At 56.0% G+C, this 20,437-nt stretch carries 21 protein-coding genes and 1 tRNA gene; 11 read left to right on the top strand and 11 right to left on the bottom strand.

The window, feature by feature from the left end:
- Positions 1-18: 18 nt before the first annotated feature.
- Positions 19-318, bottom strand: coding sequence for a YunC family protein (locus QFX31_RS04165; protein ID WP_348530868.1), 300 nt, complete (start codon positions 316-318; stop codon positions 19-21).
- Between the two features lie 154 nt (positions 319-472).
- Entirely contained in the window at positions 473-1,360 is an 888-nt protein-coding gene (locus tag QFX31_RS04160; protein WP_348530867.1) for a radical SAM protein, read from the bottom strand.
- A gap of 220 nt (positions 1,361-1,580) precedes the next feature.
- Between QFX31_RS04160 and QFX31_RS04155 the strand changes: the two genes are divergently transcribed.
- From QFX31_RS04155 to ilvC, 4 genes are read left to right on the top strand one after another with little or no spacing between them, the layout of a single operon-like run.
- Positions 1,581-3,053, top strand: coding sequence for a (R)-citramalate synthase (locus tag QFX31_RS04155; protein WP_348530936.1), 1,473 nt, complete (start codon positions 1,581-1,583; stop codon positions 3,051-3,053).
- Positions 3,050-4,723 (top strand): acetolactate synthase large subunit, encoded by a 1,674-nt coding sequence (locus QFX31_RS04150; protein WP_348530866.1) that lies wholly within the window; start codon positions 3,050-3,052, stop codon positions 4,721-4,723. The genes QFX31_RS04155 and QFX31_RS04150 overlap by 4 nt, the downstream gene beginning before the upstream one ends.
- On the top strand, positions 4,720-5,217 hold the full coding sequence (gene ilvN / locus QFX31_RS04145) for an acetolactate synthase small subunit (protein ID WP_287262453.1): 498 nt from the start codon (positions 4,720-4,722) through the stop codon (positions 5,215-5,217). The genes QFX31_RS04150 and ilvN overlap by 4 nt, the downstream gene beginning before the upstream one ends.
- A gap of 12 nt (positions 5,218-5,229) precedes the next feature.
- Entirely contained in the window at positions 5,230-6,228 is a 999-nt protein-coding gene (gene ilvC, locus QFX31_RS04140; RefSeq protein ID WP_348530865.1) for a ketol-acid reductoisomerase, read from the top strand.
- A gap of 99 nt (positions 6,229-6,327) precedes the next feature.
- Here the strand turns inward: ilvC and QFX31_RS04135 are convergent, their stop codons facing one another.
- The 4 genes from QFX31_RS04135 to QFX31_RS04120 form a co-directional block, all read right to left on the bottom strand.
- Positions 6,328-6,648 carry a PDGLE domain-containing protein gene (locus QFX31_RS04135; RefSeq protein ID WP_348530864.1) on the bottom strand — a complete coding sequence of 107 codons (321 nt, stop codon included), beginning with the start codon at positions 6,646-6,648 and terminating at the stop codon, positions 6,328-6,330.
- A 12-nt stretch (positions 6,649-6,660) separates the two neighbouring features.
- On the bottom strand, positions 6,661-7,350 hold the full coding sequence (gene cbiM / locus QFX31_RS04130; RefSeq protein WP_348530863.1) for a cobalt transporter CbiM: 690 nt from the start codon (positions 7,348-7,350) through the stop codon (positions 6,661-6,663).
- Between the two features lie 109 nt (positions 7,351-7,459).
- On the bottom strand, positions 7,460-7,909 hold the full coding sequence (locus tag QFX31_RS04125; protein ID WP_348530862.1) for a hypothetical protein: 450 nt from the start codon (positions 7,907-7,909) through the stop codon (positions 7,460-7,462).
- Positions 7,902-8,825 carry a hypothetical protein gene (locus QFX31_RS04120; protein WP_348530861.1) on the bottom strand — a complete coding sequence of 308 codons (924 nt, stop codon included), beginning with the start codon at positions 8,823-8,825 and terminating at the stop codon, positions 7,902-7,904. The genes QFX31_RS04125 and QFX31_RS04120 overlap by 8 nt, the downstream gene beginning before the upstream one ends.
- Before the next feature lie 488 nt (positions 8,826-9,313).
- Between QFX31_RS04120 and rd the strand changes: the two genes are divergently transcribed.
- Together rd and QFX31_RS04110 are read left to right on the top strand one after the other, a co-directional pair.
- Entirely contained in the window at positions 9,314-9,472 is a 159-nt protein-coding gene (gene rd, locus QFX31_RS04115; RefSeq protein ID WP_348530860.1) for a rubredoxin, read from the top strand.
- A gap of 2 nt (positions 9,473-9,474) precedes the next feature.
- The gene (locus QFX31_RS04110) at positions 9,475-9,993 is read left to right on the top strand and encodes a ferritin (RefSeq protein WP_348530859.1); all 519 of its coding nucleotides are present in this window, start codon (positions 9,475-9,477) and stop codon (positions 9,991-9,993) included.
- A 98-nt stretch (positions 9,994-10,091) separates the two neighbouring features.
- Here the strand turns inward: QFX31_RS04110 and QFX31_RS04105 are convergent, their stop codons facing one another.
- Complete coding sequence (locus tag QFX31_RS04105) at positions 10,092-10,838, bottom strand: hypothetical protein (protein ID WP_348530935.1); 747 nt, start codon at positions 10,836-10,838, stop codon at positions 10,092-10,094.
- A 439-nt stretch (positions 10,839-11,277) separates the two neighbouring features.
- Between QFX31_RS04105 and QFX31_RS04100 the strand changes: the two genes are divergently transcribed.
- Positions 11,278-11,362 (top strand) — tRNA-Leu (locus QFX31_RS04100).
- A gap of 83 nt (positions 11,363-11,445) precedes the next feature.
- Here QFX31_RS04100 and QFX31_RS04095 read toward each other — a convergent pair.
- Genes QFX31_RS04095 through QFX31_RS04080 form a run of 4 tightly spaced genes read right to left on the bottom strand, consistent with a single transcriptional unit; the run spans position 11,446 to position 14,431 of the window.
- Positions 11,446-12,744, bottom strand: a complete 1,299-nt coding sequence (locus QFX31_RS04095; RefSeq protein ID WP_348530858.1) for a dihydroorotase — start codon at positions 12,742-12,744, stop codon at positions 11,446-11,448.
- A gap of 34 nt (positions 12,745-12,778) precedes the next feature.
- A complete protein-coding gene (locus QFX31_RS04090; protein ID WP_297760162.1) occupies positions 12,779-13,261 on the bottom strand; it encodes an adenosine-specific kinase in 483 nt (160 codons plus the stop codon).
- Between the two features lie 56 nt (positions 13,262-13,317).
- A complete protein-coding gene (locus QFX31_RS04085) occupies positions 13,318-13,566 on the bottom strand; it encodes a hypothetical protein (RefSeq protein ID WP_348530857.1) in 249 nt (82 codons plus the stop codon).
- On the bottom strand, positions 13,544-14,431 hold the full coding sequence (locus tag QFX31_RS04080; RefSeq protein WP_348530856.1) for a hypothetical protein: 888 nt from the start codon (positions 14,429-14,431) through the stop codon (positions 13,544-13,546). The genes QFX31_RS04085 and QFX31_RS04080 overlap by 23 nt, the downstream gene beginning before the upstream one ends.
- Before the next feature lie 135 nt (positions 14,432-14,566).
- Between QFX31_RS04080 and QFX31_RS04075 the strand changes: the two genes are divergently transcribed.
- The 4 genes from QFX31_RS04075 (at position 14,567) to truD (ending at position 20,278) form a co-directional block, all read left to right on the top strand.
- Positions 14,567-15,535, top strand: a complete 969-nt coding sequence (locus QFX31_RS04075) for a radical SAM protein (RefSeq protein ID WP_348530855.1) — start codon at positions 14,567-14,569, stop codon at positions 15,533-15,535.
- 357 nt (positions 15,536-15,892) lie between these two features.
- Positions 15,893-17,320 (top strand): NAD-dependent succinate-semialdehyde dehydrogenase, encoded by a 1,428-nt coding sequence (locus tag QFX31_RS04070; protein WP_348530854.1) that lies wholly within the window; start codon positions 15,893-15,895, stop codon positions 17,318-17,320.
- A 12-nt stretch (positions 17,321-17,332) separates the two neighbouring features.
- The gene (locus QFX31_RS04065) at positions 17,333-18,979 is read left to right on the top strand and encodes an NAD-binding protein (protein WP_348530853.1); all 1,647 of its coding nucleotides are present in this window, start codon (positions 17,333-17,335) and stop codon (positions 18,977-18,979) included.
- The gene (gene truD, locus QFX31_RS04060; RefSeq protein WP_348530852.1) at positions 18,980-20,278 is read left to right on the top strand and encodes a tRNA pseudouridine(13) synthase TruD; all 1,299 of its coding nucleotides are present in this window, start codon (positions 18,980-18,982) and stop codon (positions 20,276-20,278) included.
- The last annotated feature ends 159 nt before the right edge of the window (positions 20,279-20,437 follow it).

Raw genomic sequence — 20,437 nt, 5'->3', positions numbered from 1 at the left:
GCGTTCTCGGAGCATGCGCTACAGAAGCTCCAGAGCCTCGCGTCCGGACATGCCCTCCTTTATGCCGAGCCTTCTGGCCGCGCTGTTCGCCTCAAACACCTCTCCCCTTAGGAGGTCATCCACTGTTGTTATCAGCCCGCCGGTGCTCGACCTCACCCTCGCTGCCGGATAGCCGTGCCGATCGAGGGCGCCGACATCATATGCGCCGCATCCCACCATCCCACGGTCGGTGACCGCGCAGACAAGCTTGAGATATCCAAGACTTATCACGTAACCGTCTGCAACCTTCCTGCTCAGCTGTATGATCTCATGAATCAATCGACCCTGCCTCCTTCATTTTCCATTTTGACTTTGAGCAGCACCTATCGTTAAGATAACAGCAATCGACCCCCAGACATGAGGGTTTGTGTCATGCCAGATGATGCGGATTCCCGACACCCCCATCGTTGATTCGGGCCCATGACCTCCATCCCTAACATCTCTGAAAGTATATCTTCCCATCGCGGACGCTGCGTGCAATCCTGCCATCATCCTCAAGTATCTTCAGGTACTTCACAGCATCCTCGTAGCGCAGGCCTGATTCGCTCTGCAGATCCTCCAGTGTCATGGGCTCGTGAAGCAGCTCTGCGATCCTCTCCTCAGCATCATCCGGAACCCTCCAGTCCCAGTCCGGTATCAGCTCGGCGCCCTTGAAGATCCGGAGCATCCTGAGCATCTCATCCCTGCTCAGCGGCAGCACGGGCTCTGCTGGCGGCCTGACCACGGTGTTGAGCTGTATCCTGTCCGGCTCGATCTCCTCCGCAGCCCTGGCTATCATCGGTGCATCGATCTCGTTTATGCCCCGGACAAGCATCACCTCGAGCCATATCTCTCCTCCGAACTCTGATCTGAAGGCCCGCAGCCCCTCGATGATATCATCTATCCTCAACCCTGCAGCCGGCCTGTTGATCCTCTCGAAGGTCTCCTGCGTTGCCGCATCCAGAGAGGGAAGGACAAGATCCGCCTGGGCCACCTCCTCCCTGACGTGCCTTTCGGAGAACAGACTGCTGTTCGTGATGACCGCGATCGGCCTGTCGATCAGCTTCCTCGCAGCACGTATGATCTCCCCAAGGCCCGAGTGCAGCGTCGGCTCTCCCGATCCCGCGAAAGTCAGGTAGTCAAAATCGATATCTGATACCCTGGAGATCTCCCTGATAACAACCTCCTCAGGGACGTAGCGATCCCTCCTCATTGTGAGACATGTCGTGGCGCCTATCTCGCAGTAGCAGCAGTCCATGCTGCACGTCTTGAGGGGCAGAAGATCCACGCCCATCGAGAGGCCGAGCCTCCTTGAGAGGACAGGCCCGAAGATGTACCGCATCCCGTAAGGGAGATGCGGATCTCATTATATCTATGTTTTGAGAGGATCGCCTTCTCAGACGGCTCCAACCGCGGCTCAGAGTTCCTCAGCGGGTCCATCGATGCGCCTCCATATCCGGGACCACCTAAACCGTCAGATTTATCAATGTGCATCATCAACGTAGCTGAACCGCACTTGAGGGTGAAAGAGATGAACGCGTGGGATCGCTTTATCTGGTGAGATAAGATTCCTCGACACCACACTGCGTGATGGCGAACAGACACCTGGGGTCTCCCTGAGCGCAGATGACAAGCTTCACATCGCGCAGCTTTTGGACGAACTGGGCGTTGATGTGATCGAGGCAGGATCCGCAATAACCTCTGATGGGGAGCGCGAATCGATCCGTGCCATCGCGTCTGCAGGGCTTAAAGCCGAGATCTGCTCTTTTGCGCGTGCAAACCAAAAGGACATCGACGCTGCGCTTGATTGCGATATCGATTCCCTGCACCTTGTCGTTCCGGTATCGGATCTTCACATCGAGAGGAAGCTGAGATCCGACAGGGAATCAGTGCTCAGAAAGGCTGTTGAGGCCACCGAGTACGCGAAGGCACATGGACTGATCGTCGAGCTCAGCGGCGAGGACGCGAGCAGAGCCGATCTCGATTACCTTGAGTCAATTTACAGAGCCACAATCGAGGCTGGAGCAGACAGGCTTTGCTTCTGCGACACTGTGGGAGTGCTTCTCCCTGAGAGAACTGCTGAGATATTTCAGCGCCTGAGGTCTCTGGGCAAACCCATAAGCATCCACTGCCACGACGACTTCGGGATGGCCACCGCGAACACTGTGGCAGCTCTAAGGAACGGCGCTGCGCAGGCGCATGTCACCATCAACGGCATCGGCGAGCGCGCGGGCAACACCAGCCTGGAGGAGGTCGTGATGTGCCTGGAGAACCTTTACGGTATAAGGACGGGCATAAAGTGCAATCTTTTATATCAGATCTCCAGAGTTGTCTCGAAGAAGACCGGCATACCTGTGGCGCCGAACAAGGCAATCGTCGGGGAGAACGCATTCACGCACGAGGCAGGCATACACGTCCACGGTCTGATCGCGGACACATCCACATATGAGCCGATGCGCCCGGAGCAGGTCGGCAGGAAGAGGAGGATCGTCCTCGGGAAGATGTCCGGAAGAGCAGCGGTCGAGCTTGCCCTCCGGGAGTTCGGGATCGCAGTGAACGAGGACCAGCTGAACGAGATCGTGAGCAGGGTCAAGGAGCTGGGCGATAAGGGCAAGCGGGTCTCGGATGCGGATCTGCAGTCGATAGCCGATACGGTGCTCTCAAGAGAGCTGAAGCCCAGGGTCATCCTGGAGGAGCTGACAGTGGTCAGCGGGAACAGGGTGACGCCCACAGCGAGCGTGAAGCTCATCCTGGATGGAAGGGAGACGCTGGAGGCTGGCGCAGGGGTCGGGCCTGTGGACGCTGCTGTGAATGCCGTCAGAAGGGCTATATCGGGCGTAACAGATATTCGGCTTGAGGAGTACCATGTGGATGCCATAACAGGCGGAACAAATGCCCTGGTCGAGGTATGGGTGACGATGGCTATAGGAGATAGGAGCATAACAGCCAGGGGCGCGGGGGCCGATATAATAATGGCCTCTGTCGAGGCTGTTCTGGAAGGTATAAACAGGCTGATGCTTTTGGAGGATAGATGATGGTCAGGATGACAGGAGCAGAGGCGATAATAGAGTGTCTCAGGCGGGAGGGCGTAGAGGTGATATTCGGCCTTCCCGGCGGAGTTCTGCTTCCGCTGTACGATGCGCTGTACAGCTCAGATCTGAGACACATACTGGTCAGGCATGAGCAGGCAGCTGCGCATGCAGCTGATGGGTACGCTAGGGCTACTGGCAGGGTAGGCGTATGCCTGGCCACCTCTGGTCCTGGCGCAACCAACCTCGTCACAGGCATAGCCACAGCCTACATGGACTCGGTGCCGATCGTCGCAATGACCGGACAGGTGAACACAGGCCTCATCGGAAAGGATGCGTTCCAGGAGGCGGATATCACCGGCATAACCATGCCGATAACAAAGCACAACTACCTGATCAAGAGCTCCAGGGATATACCAAGAGTATTCAGAGAGGCATTCTACATAGCGAGGACCGGCAGGCCGGGGCCGGTCCTGATAGATCTGCCAAGAGACATAACAGTGGATGAGCTGGAGTTCGATTATCCGGAGATAAACCTTCCAGGCTACAATCCCTCAACGAAAGTCCACCAGCTCCAGATAAGAAGGGCCGCAGAGGCGCTGATGGCTGCGGAGCGGCCTGTGATATACGCCGGAGGGGGCGTGAGGTATGCGAACGCGCACGAGGAGCTCTTCCAGCTCGCCACGCGCCTGAACGCTCCTGTTACAACAACACTCATGGGCCTGGGATGCTTCCCGACGGATCATCCTCTATCCCTGGGAATGCTCGGGATGCACGGCACAAAGTACGCGAACCTCGCAGTCCAGGAGGCAGATGTTCTTCTGGCGGTTGGGGCACGGTTCGATGATCGCGTCACAGGTAAGATCGCCAGCTTCGCACCAAAGGCCAGGATAATACACATCGATGTGGATGCGGCTGAGATCGGCAAGAACGTGAGGGTTGATATACCGGTAGTCGGCGATGCCAGGATCGCTCTTGCAGAGCTTCTGAAGCATGTTCAGCAGAAACCCTGGGGGGAGTGGAACGAGAAGATCCTCATGTGGAAGCGAGAGTACCCGCTGCGGTACACCAGGGACGAGAATGTTATAAAGCCGCAGTTTGTTGTCGAGAAGATATGCGAGCTGTGCCCGGATGCGATAATAGTTACAGAGGTCGGGCAGAACCAGATGTGGGCAGCGCAGTTCTTCAAACACAGGGATCCCAGGAAGTTCATAACCTCCGGCGGGCTTGGCACGATGGGTTACGGGTTCCCGGCTGCGATCGGCGCGAAGATCGGGAGGCCGGAGTGCGAGGTTATCGACATCGCCGGAGATGGGAGCTTCCAGATGAACATCCAGGAGCTCGCGACCGCTGTTGTCAATGATATACCTGTGAAGATCGCGATACTGAACAACGGCGTGCTGGGCATGGTCAGGCAGTGGCAGACCCTCTTCTTCGGAAAGAGATACTCGCACACGACGCTCGGCGATGTGCCCGACTTCGTCAAGGTCGCTGAGGCATATGGCGCTCTCGGTCTCCGAGCCACGAAACCCTCTGAGGTCGAGGATGTGCTCAAAGAGGGGCTTGCGTCGGACAGGCCCACGGTCATGGACTTCATAGTCCACAGGGACGAGAAGGTATCGCCGATGGTGCCGGCGGGAGCATCACTTAGCGAGATACTGGAGCTGGATTCATGAAGCACACCATCGCAGTCATCGTCGAGAACAAGCCCGGGGTTCTCACCAGAATCTCCGGGCTGTTCAGCAGGAGGGGCTTCAACATAGAGAGCCTCTCGGTTGGTGCCACTGACAATCCCGCCTACTCCAGGATGACCATCTCCGTCGAGGGCGATGATGTCGTTCTGGAGCAGGTCGTGAAGCAGCTCAGCAAGCTGATCAATGTCATAAGGGTGAGCAGGCTCGATCCTGAGGAGTCGGTGGAGCGCGAGCTTGCGATCATAAAGGTCAGCGCGAACAAGGATACGCGATCGGAGATAATGCAGATCGTCTCTGTATTCAGAGCCAGAATAATCGATGTCTCCCCGAGATCCCTCATCATAGAGGTCACGGGGGACGAGAAGAAGGTCGATGCGCTGCAGCAGATGCTCCGCCAGTTCGGGATCAAGGAGATGGCCAGGACAGGCAAGGTCTCCATGGTCAGAGGAAGCAAGGTGGTCCAGGCTGGACCATAAGGAGGAGTTGTTTTGGCAACAATATATCGTGATAAGGATGCGGATCTTAGAGTCCTGAAGGACAAGACGATAGCCATAATAGGCTACGGCAATCAGGGGCATGCACAGGGAGCAAATCTCAAGGATTCCGGGCTAGATGTCATAGCCGCGGATCTGAAGGACTCGCCCGCGTGGAAGAGGGCTGAGAAAGATGGCATCAGGGTCATGACCGTGCCAGAGGCGGCGAAGGAGGCGGATTTCATACAGATACTGCTTCCTGACGAGCTCCAGCCGAAGATCTACAGGGAGCAGATAGCGCCATACCTCGAGGAGGGCAACATACTGGGATTCTCTCATGGCTTTAACATACACTTCAACCAGATCATACCCCCTGAGTATGTGGATGTCGTGATGGTCGCGCCGAAAGGCCCGGGCGATCTCGTGCGCCGCCAGTTCCTGGAGGGCAAGGGTGTTCCGTGCCTCATCGCGGTGAAGCAGGATTACTCCAAGAGCGCGAAGAGGATCGCGCTGGCGTATGCGAAGGGGATCGGCGGAACACGCGCAGGAGTCTTGGAGACCACATTTGCAGAGGAGACGGAGACAGATCTCTTCGGGGAGCAGGTCGATCTCTGCGGCGGAGTCACAGCGATGATAAAGGCGGCCTTCGAGATCATGGTGCAGGCTGGGTACCAGCCGGAGATCGCATACTTCGAGGCATGCCATGAGCTCAAGCTCATAACGGATCTCATCCATGAGGGAGGCCTCATGAAGATGTGGAACTCGGTATCGAACACAGCAGAGTACGGCGGTCTGACCAGGGGAGACAGGATAATCAACGAGCAGTCCAGGGAGGCGATGTGGGAGATACTCGAGGAGATTCAGTCAGGGAAATTCGCCCGCGAGTGGATACTCGAGTCCCAGGCTGGACTGCCTGTGAAGAAGGCTCTGGAGCAGCAGGAGTCGGAGCATCTGATCGAGAAGGTCGGAGCAGAGCTCAGAGCTATGATGCCCTGGCTGGGCGAGAAGAAATAGACACACCGATCCCGCCAGGGATTTTATTTTTAACAAAAATTGGGCTGCGCCGGCAGTTGGGGCTGAAATAACTGCCGGATCAAGCTGATTTCTCGGGCCTCAATCAGATCTTCCTGCAGTGAGCTTTTTGCCGATCATGTAGAGCAGCCCTGCGCATATCACAACGCCTATTATCGCGGATGCGATGTAAGCCAGAGCGGATTCTGCGAATGTCTCAGCGCCTGGGAATGAGTAGTCGGGTATTGGCGCAGACCAGAGGGAGCCCAGCGACTCGATGCCGCGCGGGACATAGCCGAGCTTCTCCCTGACCTCATCCGGACCCCACTCGCCGAAGGTCTCGCCGGTGGCGAGCAGCCCAAGCGGCACCAGCACTGTGAGAACCGCAAGCGCTGCTATCATCTTTTTTATGGTCCTGTCCATGATCATCTCCTCCTATGCTCTTGAGGGCCTGCCATATGAGAGCAGGGATGGGTCTGCTTTCTGGACGTAGGCGAAGATCAGTGCGGTCACGATCGCCTCGAGGAAGCTGAAACCGAAAACGTGCTCTATTATCATTGCAGGAAGCGCCACGTTGAGACCGTATGGCATGTAGAGCGGATAGCCTGCCGCGTCCCTGTGCAGAAGCGGCTGTATGCCAAACATGAATCCGGTCATCGCAGCCGCCAGCGTCAGCGAGACGTATCCCGCGATTGCTGCGGCGATCGTCCTTCTTCCGGATGTCACTTCAGAGCTGCCACTGACTATCTTATAAACATAGTACGCCGAGAAGGGCATCAGCACAGCCATGTTGAAGCAGTTCGCAGCTATCGCTGTTATCCCACCGTCCCCGAACATAAGTGCCTGAAGCACAAGCGCTACAGATATCGATATCACAGCAGCCCACGGACCGAGGACTATGCCGATTATCGCACCGCCGACAGCATGTCCTGTGCTGCCTCCGGGTATGGGAACATTGAACATCATTATCACAAATGAGAATGCAGCGGATAGTGCCAGTAACGGGACCTGTCTGGATCTCAGCTCCCTGCCAAGCCGCCTTGCAGAGTAGACCCAGATGGGGATCATTATGAGCCATGTGGCCACGATCGTGTATGGCCCGAGATAGCCATCCGGTATGTGCATATAATCACCAGATGGTCATATCGCCTTTAGTTATAAATTGATTTCGCATGGATATACTAACTAATATGAAAATAATTTATAATATTACAAAAATCCTCATACCGCTTCCTCACCTGGAGACGATCCTGCGTATCCTCGACTCCAGGAGATCTATTTCAGCTTTGGATGACCTTGATCTGAGCAGAGCGAGGTCGCGGCGCAGCGGTCCTGCAAGGAGCTCTCTGTCGCCCTGAGCTCTTTCAGCTTCATCTATGAGCTCTTGTATCCTTCTGATGCGCTTCTTCACGTCTGATGCATCCTCTATCGCATCTCTGAGCATCCTGATCGCCTCAGCGGCCCTTCTTCCAGGGCCGGTCAGCTCCACGTACCTCACCCTGCCCTCGGTCCGGGTGGAGACAAGCCCTGCCTGCTCGAGCTGCGAGAGTATCCGCAGCGTGTGGGCGAACGTCGAGTCGATCCTCTTGGAGATGAGAGATGCATAGGCCTGATCGAGCTCGAGGATCGCGAGGAGAGCCTGGCAGGGCTTCTCCTTGAGGAGAAGCCTCTCGGTCTCATCCATTCGAGACACCGGAGATGTTGACCACAGGTATCAGCATCACCGCGCTCCTCGCCTCATCAGGAAGCTCTATCTCAAGAGGTCTGTCGTAATCGAAGAACCTCATGCTCTCCTCCACATTGACGTTTATCACGAACCTGACACCTGGAGACGATATGCCCAGCACCTCAGGGGTGATGCTGGCCTTCACAGTACCCTCTCTTTTTACAAGATGTTTTTCTTCCTTCGAGACCCATGCGGTCCAGTCTATGCTGCTGTTTCTCTCCAGCTCGGTGGTGTTGAACATCGCCAAAAGGATCTGAGCAGGCAGCCCCAGGACCTCGCTGACCTCAAGAGCGATCACGGCAGCACGGATTGTGCTGTTCTCAGGAGATACCTTCAGCTTCCAGCAGTCTGTTCCGTCCACAGCCTCCGAGCCGATCACCTCTGCACGTGATCTGTTTAGGATGTCCAGCTGCAGATAGAGCCTGTTCTCACGCAGCAGCTCGTACTCCGGGTACGGCATGAACAGGCGCGTCCAGTTGCCATTGGCCCTCTCGTATCTTGTGCTGTTTACTATGTAGTACTCCCTGGATGCCGACATGCTCAGGTTTCTGTACTTCTCAGAGCTCATCGAGCTCTCCTGCGATACCCTGAGCATGCTCTGTGAGGAGTTCTTCTCGATTGATATCTCTCCTTTCTCTTTAAGCTGATACGAGAGCCTGTCCTCCAGGGCCCGTCCCTCTGTCAGGTTCAGAAACTCCGCGGTGGTCATCTTCGACGACTCAAACCTGTACGAGGTGATGTTACCAGATGCCATAAGGAGATCTTCCATCAGTGCGGTCGAGTTCGGAGCTGCTCCAGGCCCGCCAGATGGGCCGATGCAGCCTGAAAGAGCCACAAGCGTGAAAGCCAGAAGTATCTTGGTGATGATCTTCATGCGCACACCTTTTTATCTTCACAGCGCAGCTCGTGTGCTGTAAATGAGATGGCACCGCCTGCATGCTCTGCAAGTGCCATCGGTCTTCAGCGCTTTATCACACACGACCTCTGCTGCTGGAGCCAATCTGAACTTATGAAGATAAACAGATTGTGATCGAAGGTATGGGAATCTGGACCTCGGACTGGAGTGCTGGATCTGCTGATGCTTGCTATTGGATATCTTGCAGCTCAGCGCCATGCAGGCAGGTTGTATCGCACCAATCATACGGGGCCAAACCGGCACACCCTGCGTGCAGGCTGTCTGATAGATGAGGGTCACAGCCCGTCGAATTAGTGGATTGATGGGAAAAAGGGTCTATAACGATCACAAAAACTCAACTCAATCCAGACCGCCGGTAATTCGCGGAGATGAACCTCCAGGTGTAATTCATCGCTGCCGGAAACCACAAATAGTTTGCATGCGCTAAAATTCGTGGAGGTATTGTTTTGGACAGATACAGATGCACTATCTGCGGTTACGTCTACGATCCTGAGAAGGGGGATCCGGATAACGGTGTGGAGCCTGGAACGCCATTTGAGAAGCTGCCTGATGACTGGGTCTGCCCGGAGTGTGGGGCGACAAAGGATGCATTTGAGAGGGTGTGATCATGATAAACGAGAGGCTGCTCGAAGCTCTCAATAAACAGGTCAACTGGGAGCTGTACTCATCCTACTTCTACCTCTCGATGTCGGGGTACTTCGAGTCCACAGGGTTGAAGGGTTTTGCGAACTGGATGAGAGCACAGGCCCAGGAGGAGCTCTTCCATGCGATGAAGTTCTACGACTACATAATCAGCAGGGGCGGCAGGGTGAAGCTTATGAAGATAGATGAGCCTCCGAGCGAGTGGGAGTCGCCGCTGAAGGTATTTGAGGAGGTACATGCGCATGAGCAGAAGGTCACAGGTCTCATCCATGCGCTCCTGGACCTGGCAATCGAGGTGAAGGATTATCCGACGCAGAGCATGCTGCAGTGGTTCGTCAACGAGCAGGTCGAGGAGGAGGCAAACGCGGAGGAGATCGTCCAGAAGCTCAGGCTCATACAGGGCGAGAGGGGCGTTGGGCTGCTTTACATGCTCGATAAGGAGCTGGGACAGAGGGTCTTCACACCACCTGCTGAGAAGGAGTGATGACGCGGCTCACTAAGAAGCGGCAAACCTCTTGGCCATGTATTTTTTCGCGCTGCAGAAGCAGAAAAAGCCATGACCCCGCGGAAGCGGGATCTTTTTTAGATGCACGGCAGCCAGTCGACGCTTATCGCGCCGCATGTCGAGTTGCCCCAGAGCTGGATGAACTTCTCGATCGAGAAGACTCCTGTCAGATCCTCAATGCTCCTTCCGTACTCGACGTGCCTGCCCTTGACTATATCCTGTGCCTCTGGCTCTCTTGACATCCATCCGATGTGAGCGACGCCGATCACGTTGCTGTTGATGTTGGCCTCAAGCACTCCAGTGCAGCAGTTGTCCAGATTATCAGCGTATCCGTTAGCGAATCCGTATGCTCTAGTCTTGATCTCCGTGCTCTTCTGCAGATGCTCCGCATGTGTATACATCTCTGTCACAACAGCGCCGATCCTGTAGTTCTGGACGCAAAGCTTGTCGATCCATTTCTGATCGTATGTGCCCGTCTGGTAGCTCACCGGCATGTACTCGAGATCCTGCTCTGATGTGAAGTTGATGTAGTCCATCGGGTAATCGCTGCCGGTCGGGTAGTCACAGGAAGTGTATAGTGGATCGTAGCTTCTGCTAAGCTGCCTCTCTGCCTCGAGTTCTATCCTCGAGTTCACGTTGCCGCTTCCCGACTGCTTCTCGACGAGCTTTGCTCCGCTGTACCCGTACTGCGTGGATATCACGATCTCCAGGTTCCTGTATCCCACGCCCTTCACCACCGACTTCTCGTACATGTAGTTTGCAGCACTGCAGAATCCGGTGAGAAGCACAAGGAGCAGCAACAGGGATACCAGCTTTTTTCTCATCTCTATACCGATCCTTTCGCTTTTAGGCCTGATCACACGACCTCCTACATCCTGAATCTCCCAGCAGGCCAGGCCAAGCCATCCTTTCCCCCATCATCCACGATGCTTGATAGAACAGATCCGTATTTTAAGCTTGTGCCCGGCTGCATCTCATGGGATCGCTCTTCCAGAGCTGTCAATTTCAGCAGGATCATTCGGTGGTGCGAGTACACGACCTGTTATGCGTAATCCTTTTATTCTTTGATCGCGAGTCAACTTCGCTGTCGGGCAGGAAAGCATCCAGACACGCTCTCTGTGGCATGCCACCACTCCTGTGGAGCGTGGATCGGAGTGGCATGCATTGCTTTCAGATGAGCACAGAACGTGCGATTCACCAAGGGTGATGCCTGACCGCGAGGTCCGCCCTTCGGGTGCGGTATGTGCTCGCATAAAGAATGACGCGGGGGTTGCCAAGTCAGGTCAAAGGCGCTGGATTCAGGGTCCAGTCTCGCAGGAGTTCGTGGGTTCGAATCCCATCCCCCGCACTCATATCTACGTTCAGCGAGATCGTGTTCTGCTCGTAGGCTCTGATCTCAAGTCGATCCATGTGACTGCCCGCAAAGGACGGCTAATCGGATCGCTCCTCGAGCTTTTTATCCCTGTGCATATCGATATTTCTGCCGTAGCCGGGATTCACCTCGATATCCCCATCGAACACAACGCTCCCCCTGACCAGGGTCATCACCGGAAAGATCGCTTTCTTTCCCTCATACGGCGTCCAGTCTGCCCTGCTGTGAAGCCTCTGGACGTCGATCTTCTCCTGCCTTTTAGGATCGAAGATCACCAGATCCGCATCTTTTCCAATGGCTATCTCCCCCTTGGAGCTCAATCCGAGTATGGATGCCGGCCTCGCTGAGAGCGCATCCACAGCTCTCTCAAGAGTTATCATGTTGCTCTTCACAGCGTAGAGCATGAGGGGGAGCATTGTCTCCACTCCAGGGATGCCAGGAGGTGCATGCCATATGTCGTCCCTCTTCTCCTCAGGTAGATGGGGCGCGTGATCCGAGGCTATGACATCTATATCCCCTCTTCTCAGGCCCTCCCAGAGGGCATCGCAATCTGCAGGATTCCGCAGGGGAGGATTCACCTTGAGAAATGTTCCGAGCCTCCTGTAGTCCCTTCTGCTCAGAAAGAGGTGGTGCGGAGCGACCTCACAGCTCACCCTTCTGTTCCTTCTCCTCCGCACGAGCTCCAGGCCATCGGCCGTCGAGATGTGACAGATATGGAGCCTGAATCTGGATATGCTCAGGGCCCGGTCTATCGCAGAGACCTCAGCGATCGGCGGTCTTGCCCTGGAATGAACATCTGGATCTCTGTTCTCCATCAGCGGCTCCGAGTATCTCCGTATGACCTCTCCATCCTCCGCGTGCACCGTCGCGAGCGCGCCGAGCCGCCCGACATCCTCCAGAACACTGGCCAGCCGCTCCTCGCCCATCTCGTACATGAAGATCTCGCCGATCGCAGATGCCCCTGCCCTGATGAGGGATTCTACATCTCCGGGCCCGCCGTTCAGGCAGAAGTCGACGAGAGAGCTGCGCTTCGCCAGGTTCAGCTTCTCCCTGTACGACTCCGCGTCCATGACCGGTGGATCCGTGTTGGGCTGATCGACCACAGTCGTCACGCCGCCAGCAGCTGCGGAGATCGAGCCGCTCTCCCAGTCCTCCTTGTGCGTGTACCCCGGCTCTCTGAAGTGGACATGCATGTCGATGGCCCCCGGTATTACGATCATACCTCTGGCGTCGATCCTATCCGCGGCCTTGTTGTACCCTCCGAGGGCCGCGATCCTCCCGTCTTTAATCCATATATCCGTGCTCAGCAGCCTGCCGCCTGTGTAAACCCTGCCGTCTTTTATGAGGAGATCCATCATGCAGCATTCTCCAGCACCGGAATGCGTGCCGGTCTCATAGCTTGTATCCGAATCTCCTGAGAAGGCTCCTCCGCTCCGCGACCTTCTCAGGCCCCTCGACGCCCTTTGGCGAGCTTCCGTCTATCACCCCGAGTATGCCGCTGCCCTGCTCTGTCGTCGCCACCACAACCTCCACAGGATTTGCTGTGGCGCAGAAGATGCTGCAGACCTCCTGGACGCTCTTGATGGCATTGAGAACGTTTATCGGGAATGCGCCCTGTATCAGGATGACAAATGTGTGTCCGCATCCCAGCGCCAGCGAGTTTCTCCTGGCAGCGTCCTTCAGAGCATCATCATTCCCCTCAAGCCTTACCAGACAGTCGCCGCTCGCCTCTGAGAATGCTATTCCGAACCGTGCGCCTGGCACGCTTCCCGCTATCGCCTCGTATAGATCCTCAGCCGTCTTTATGAAGTGGCTCTGGCCCAGTATGAGGTTTGAGCCATCGGGTATCTCCATTCTCACAGTCTTCAGCTCCATTTCGATCACCACTACCATAGATCTCAACCAATGACTTATCGGTTGCGGAACCTGTACTAACGCTTCTTCCGCAGACCCTTCCCGCGCCTTTCGGAGCTCCTCGATCTCAATGCAACTGACGTGAAGTAGTACGCGGTCATGAATATCAGCGACGCAACCAGCGCCTCGATCGCGGACTCGACGGCGCCCAGCCCGTGGCCGAAGTATGTGAAGAGATCGTAGATGGTGAAGAAGACCGCCCCGATCAGCAGGGTCTGGAACGGAAGAGCCAGCGCCCTGAACCTAAACAGTATATGCTCTATCATATCTGTGGAGATCCTTTCCAGTTCTGCTCATATAAAGCCTGGTCCACCAGATCGTGGTCAGGGGTGCTATGACGAGAACGCTGAAGATGCCGCCGGCTGTGGACCACAGCCCCTCAAGACCGGTGCCCTCAAAGAAGATCCCGATTATGCTGAACGCCATCGATAATCCAAGGGTCACAAGCCAGAGGAGGAACACATCGAAGATGTTCTCTCTGAAGAATCTCATGCTTGCCCTGATCCCTGAGATGGCGCCGAGGGAATCGACCACAATTGCGGGAGAGACAACAGCGAGGGCCAGGGAGATCACTATGAGTATCAGGCACACTGCCAGGATCCAGGCGATCACGAGAGCTACGAGCCCTGGGTCCACCTGCTCAGGGGCCTGAGCGATTTTCGAAAGGGACTCCATGGATACGAACGGCACGAAGAGCGCGCTGACGACCAGAACTGCAATGGCGTAGATGATAAGGCTCAGCAGGGAAACTGAGAAGAGCCTGATGCAGTATCTCTTTCCCGCTGACCACATCTCCCCAAGGGAGGAGAAGCCGGTTGCGTTCGCGCTCCTTGCCATGCCAGTCGCTCCTGCCGTAAAGAACGAGCTGACTAGCAGCGCAAGTACAAAGAACAATATGATGTATGCTCCTACGACCATCCCTTTCTGCTCGAACGCTTGAATGAGATCTTCCGGAGGCACATTCTCGATGTTTGTGAAGGCCTCGGGCACGGTTCCAATGATGGAGACGAAGAGGATCATGACCAGCAACCCGATGGCGATAACATCAAGCACAAAGGGGACGCATATGCCCAGATTGTGTCTCCAAGTGGAGAACCCCCTTCCTATAATCGCTCCGATTTCCTCGTACATGTTTGACACACGGACCTCATCCTATTAAATTGCATGTTCTGGGCGTGGCGCAGTATGAGCATCTTCGTGTATTCTGCGCGGCGTCCCCTCTGATGCATCCGGATTTATATACGAATACATCGCTGAAGACTGGTGATGGATCCAGCCACAAAGGCATACCTGATATCCGTGGGAACTGTGGAGCTTCAGGGTTTGACGCCTCAGGGTCCTGCATCCACGGCTGGACCGAGCGCGGGCGAGGGATCGGTCTTCTTCAGATCAGGCGGGAGGATCGTCCGGCTCACGATCGCTCCAAGCCCACTCAGGCTTGTGCGTGAAGGAGAGGAGGATGTCATACTCGAAGGAGACAGGGTTGTGGCCCGCGGTCATCTCGTCGAGCCGCTGCTCCACTGCCCTGATCAGGCGTACATAACTGTGTCTGAGAGCTGCATTTACGATTGCAGGTTCTGCGCGGTCCCGAAGCTCATGGGCCCGACGAAGTCCAAAGAAAGGATCATCGAGATGGTCAGGCACGCGGCCATGACCGGCAGGCTCAAGGCTATATCGCTAACGAGCGGGGTAGAGGTATCGCCGGAGCATGAGGTCGAGAGGATTGCAGATATAGCGCAGTCCCTAAAAACATTCGGCGTTCCCATCGGCATTTCCGTCTGCCCGACGGAGCGCTCGAACGGGATTCTGAGGAGAGCAGGCGCCATTGAGGTCAAGTACAACCTCGAGACGCTTGATCCCGATATATTCCAGGCGGTGTGCCCGGGGCTTTCATTTGAGGGCATAAAGAGTGCCCTCGCAGATGCTGTGGAAGTCTTCGGCAGAAACAGGGTCTTCACGAATGTGATAGTGGGACTGGGCGAGTCCGACAGGGTTCTTCTTCAGGGAATAGATGAGCTCACAGAGATGGGAGTGATGCCTGTGCTTCGCGCTGTCTACCCCCATCCTCTGCGCCTGGCCGACCTGGAGATGCGCCGGCCATCCGCGGAAAGAATTCTCAGACTTGCAGAGCATCTGAGGAGGGCTCTGGACAGGAACGGACTCAGAGGGGATGTGCCCCAGACCATGTGCTACCCGTGCACAGGCTGCGATCTCATACCCCACCGCGATGTGTGAAGATTGTGGAATTGATCGCAGAAGCTCCTGCGGTTGCAATGAGCAGCATGTGAGAGGGGCAGCTTCGTCACTATTCAAGCGCAGGAATCAGAACTCGACCGGCCACTGGGTGGATGAGATCCCATATGTGGCGCTCAGGACTCAAAATCCTCATCACCGTATCAGGCAGGCCCTCTCATCATCGCGCCGTGTGTTCACGATGTGCAGCATCTGAATGTACGAAGAATCGCCGGATTTGGTCTTGGGGCATCGTGCTTCACTGATTTTTATGATGGACCATATCGCAAAAGAAAATTGCGCTTAGGTACAGCTGGCATGAGCCCAAATGATTTCTATGTTGTCCTCTGAGATCCTCTCATGTACCGTTCGATGATGCTGATAAACGGGGAGCGTGTTGAGGGCGCTTCCGGAAGATTTGATGTAATCCATAATCCAGCGAACCAGGAGCCTGTGGCTGAGGTTGCGATCGGCGATGTCATCGATGCCGTCAAAGCGCTTGAGGCTGCCCAGCATGCATTTCCAGGATGGTCATCCGTATCCCCAAAAAGAAGATGCGACCTGCTGCACGATGCAGCTGATCTTGTGAGGGAGAGAGCGGATCGCATCGCAGAGCTTCTCACAGTGGAGATGGGGAAGCCAATCAGGGACTCCAGGAGGGAGGTTCTCTCGGCTGCTGATTCCCTGGACTACTTCGCAGAGGAGGGGCTGAGAAACATCGGAGACTGGATCAGCACAGGCGATACGAGGAGCATAGTGATAAAGCAGCCCGTCGGCGTTGTCTCCCTCATAACACCCTGGAACTACCCTGTGGAGCTGCTCGCCTGGAAGGCCGGCCCGGCGCTCGCCGCTGGCTGCACAGCTGTGGCGAAGCCCTCCAGCCTGGCGCCGGTCGCAGCCACCGAGTTCGTCATGGCGATCAACGACGCCGGACTTCCGCCAGGTGTGCTGAACATCGTCCACGGATCGGGAGATACAGTCGGCGCTGAGCTTGTGACGAATCCGATATCGAGAAAGATCTCCTTCACAGGAGAGACATCCACAGGGATATGGATCATGGAGGCTGCTGCCAGGAATCTGAAGAGGGTGTCCCTGGAGCTCGGCGGGCACGCGCCCATGATCGTCTTCGATGATGCGGATATCGATGCAGCCGCAAGCGCATGCGTGAGAAGGGCCTTCGGGAACATGGGCCAGGTCTGCATATCCGTGAACAGGGTTTATGTTGATGATGCGATCGCGGAGGATTTCACAGAGAAAGTTATCAGGAGAACGCTCGGGCTCAGGATCGGCGACCCGCTCGATCCCGAAGTGGACCTGGGCCCGATGGTGAGCGAGGCCCAGCGGAGAAAGACGAGGGAGCACATAGAGGACGCTGTTAATAAAGGCGCTCAGATCCTCTGCGGCGGCCGCGAGCCTGATGGATTCGCCAGGGGCTATTACTTCCTGCCCACGGTGCTCAAAGATGTCGATCACACGATGCGGATAATGAGAGAGGAGACATTCGGGCCTGTCGCTCCGATCATGCGGTTCTGTGGCGAGGAGGATGCTGTAAGGCTCGCGAACGATACGCAATACGGCCTTGCAGCTTACATCTACACGAACAGCCTGCGGAGAGCGGTTCGAACGGCAGAGAGGCTCGAGGCCGGAAGCGTCGGTGTGAATGTCGGAAGCGTTATAGACCACCATGCCCCCTTCGGCGGCTGGAAGCAGAGCGGCATCGGGAGGGAGCTGTCTCACAGAGGCCTTGACGAGTACATGGAGATAAAGCACATAAGGCTTGGGCTCTGAAATGTCTTATCAATGGCCGATAGCATCGACGCCAGGAGCGCCGCAAGAGCTGTCGTACTAGCAATCTTGATAGTGGCCGTATACAGCGCCATCTACATGATTCTGATGCGGTACGAGGGCAGGGCGGAGCTTGCAGATCCGGTGAATGCGGTCTACTGGGTCATAATGACCATGACGACCGTCGGCTACGGGGACATAGTCTTCAGAAGCCCTGTGGGGCACATCTTCAGCATCGTCGTGAGCCTGAGCGGCATAGTCATGGTCTTCGCCTTCGTTCTGCCCGGCCTTGTGACGCCATGGTTTGAGCATCTGGGGCGAGAGCTTCCTGAAAGAGTGCCGGAGTGGCTGAGCGATCATATTTTGATCTGCGGCTACGGGCCGATGGTGGAAAGACTGACCGAGAGGCTCGATGAGATGGGAATACAGTTCGCGATAATTGAGAGCAGAGAGTCTGTTGCAAGGAGCATTTTCAAAAAGTACACGACCGTCTGGGGCGACCCCTCGGATGTGCAGGTTTTGAGAAACGCAAACATATCAACTGCCAGGATGGTCATGGTCAACTACACAGATGAAGTTAATGCGGACATAGTTCTGACGGTCAGAGAGGTGTCAGGCGTAGAGATAATCGCGATGGTGGAGGACCTGAGGCACTCCAGGTTTCTGAGCTATGCCGGTGCCTCCAGGGTCCTCTCGCCAAAGACGATGCTGGGTACGTTCGTCGCACAGATCTCAGCTCCATCCTGCGGCGAGTGCGTCTTTCCCGGAGCGGTCCAGCTCTTCGGCACCCTGAGCCTGGCTGAGGTGCCCGTGTTTCCCGGAAGCTCCCTTGCTGGAAGGGCCGTCTCAGATCCTCTCCTGATCGAGACAGGCGCTGTGGTTGCCGGAATTTGGAAGCGGGGCGAGTTCACACCCAGACCACCGGGGGATGTTTTACTGTCCAGCGGCACGGTCGTTCTTGCGGTGGGGGATTCCGAGCAGCTCATGCGCCTCAGGCTGCTGGGCGCTGGAGATGAGAGGAGGTTTCTCGTCATAGGATACGGTGACGTGGGGCAGAGGCTGGTCAGGCTCCTCTGCGAGCACGGGATCAGGCCTGTGGTCGTAGACAGACGGGATCTGGCCACAGACAGGTTCGAGCACATCAGAGGCGACGGGTACTCAGAGGATGTGCTTGTCAAAGCCGGCATAAGGGAAGCTTCATGCATAATGGTCATGCTGAACAACGATCACGACGCCATATACTCGACACTTGTCGCCAGGAACCTGAACCCTGATGCTTTCATAATATCCAGAGCAAATCATCTCATATCCACAGAGAAGCTTTACCGGGCGGGAGCAGACTATGTGGCATCGGTGCCGCTGGTCGCGAGCAAGATGCTCCTGAACATCGTCACCCCTGAGAGCGAGGATCTGACGATACTCTACGAGGGATTGGAGCTCAGGAGGTATTCGGTTCGCAGGAGATCGCCGATGGCCCACAGGGCTCTGAGAGAGCTGGCGCTCATAGAGCGCTTCGGATGTAGTGTTGTGGCCATAGATCGTGCAGGTGATGCGGTACTGAGCCTCTCAGAAGATACTGAGATACTGCCTGGAGACGTGCTCATCCTCCTCGGGCCGCCGGGATCCATGGACAGATTCAGCAGGGTCTTCGGGAGTGGTTAGATGGAGGGCCTCCTTCCAGCGCCTGAGCGCGACAGGGCTCTGGGGATGGATGTCTACATCACCAGAACTCCGGGCATCGGCGGGGTCATACGCAAAACTCCAGATGATTTCGTCGTCGAGGAGATCTTCGATGATGCTCATTACGAGGGAGGAAGGTATCTCGTCATCGAGGTTGAGAAGCGGGACTGGGATACGCACCGGCTGATAAGAGAGATCGCAAGGGCTCTCAGGATAAGCCAGAGGAGGATCAGCTTCGCGGGCACCAAGGACAGGAGAGCTGTCACAAGGCAGAGAATGGCGATCATGAACCTCGAGGAGGATGCACTGAGAGATCTGAGGATCCCGGATCTCAGGATCTCTGTTCTCGGGAGAACGAACAGGCCTCTTGGTCTTGGCGATCTGAAGGGCAACCGCTTCAGTATTGTGATAAGAGATCTTCTGGTTGATACAGATTCCGCGAAGGAGCGCCTGGAGCGCATAACCCATGAGATCCTGGAGATCGGTGGTGTCCCGAACTACTTCGGAGTTCAGCGGTTCGGAGAGATCCGGCCTGTGACACATCTTGTCGGCGAGGCTATCGTAAGAGGAGATCTGGAGCGCGCGGTTTTCACGTACCTCGCGATGCCATTCCCCGATGAGCCTGAGGAGACGAGAGCAGCGCGGGAGGAGCTCTGGGAGTCACGGGATGTGAGATCCGCGCTCAGGAGATACCCGAGACATCTCACATACGAGCTGGCGATGCTGAACCATCTTGTCTCAAATCCAGGGGATCATGCGGGCGCTCTTATGGTGCTCCCCGAGAACCTGAGAAGGATGTTCGTTCACGCATACCAGTCGTATCTCTTCAACAGGATGCTCAGCATGCGTCTGCGAAGATGTCTCACGTTCGAGCCGGTTGAGGGAGATATCGTCTGCTTCTCCAGGAGCGGGATGCCGGATGTGAGCAGGACGGAGAGGGTGAGAGCTGAGAACATCGAGGCCGTGAGGAGATTGTCCGAGAGAGGGCGCGCTTTTGTCACCCTTCCTCTGATCGGATACGAGTCCGAGCTCGCTGCTGGCGAGCAGGGCGAGATCGAGCGCCAGATCCTGGAATCCGAGGGGATATCGAGAGAGAGCTTCTCTGTGAAGATCTGTCCGGATCTGGGCTCACGCGGCGCGAGAAGGCCAGCTCTTCTGGCTGTTGATCCGCGGGTCGATCTTCTAGAGGGAAACGCCTGCATCCAGTTCTCCCTGCCGCCCGGCTCCTATGCAACTGTGGTGCTGAGGGAGTACATGAAGGATAGCGGGGAGAGCAACTGATAGAGAATAGCAGGGCGCAAACTCCAATCTTTGGAGTAAGCCCGTACGCAATATAGAAGGAGCAACGATCGAGATGAGATCTGCTTACAGGTTCCGGTTGTATCCGACTGAGGCTCAGATCAAAAAGCTAGAGGATACGCTGGAGACCTGCAGGCAGCT

Origin of the sequence: Methanothrix sp., assembly GCF_030055635.1 — an archaeon.
Taxonomy (GTDB): domain Archaea; phylum Halobacteriota; class Methanosarcinia; order Methanotrichales; family Methanotrichaceae; genus Methanothrix_B.
The sequence above is the reverse complement of the archived record's forward strand: the minus strand, read 5'-3'. Positions and strand labels throughout refer to the sequence as shown.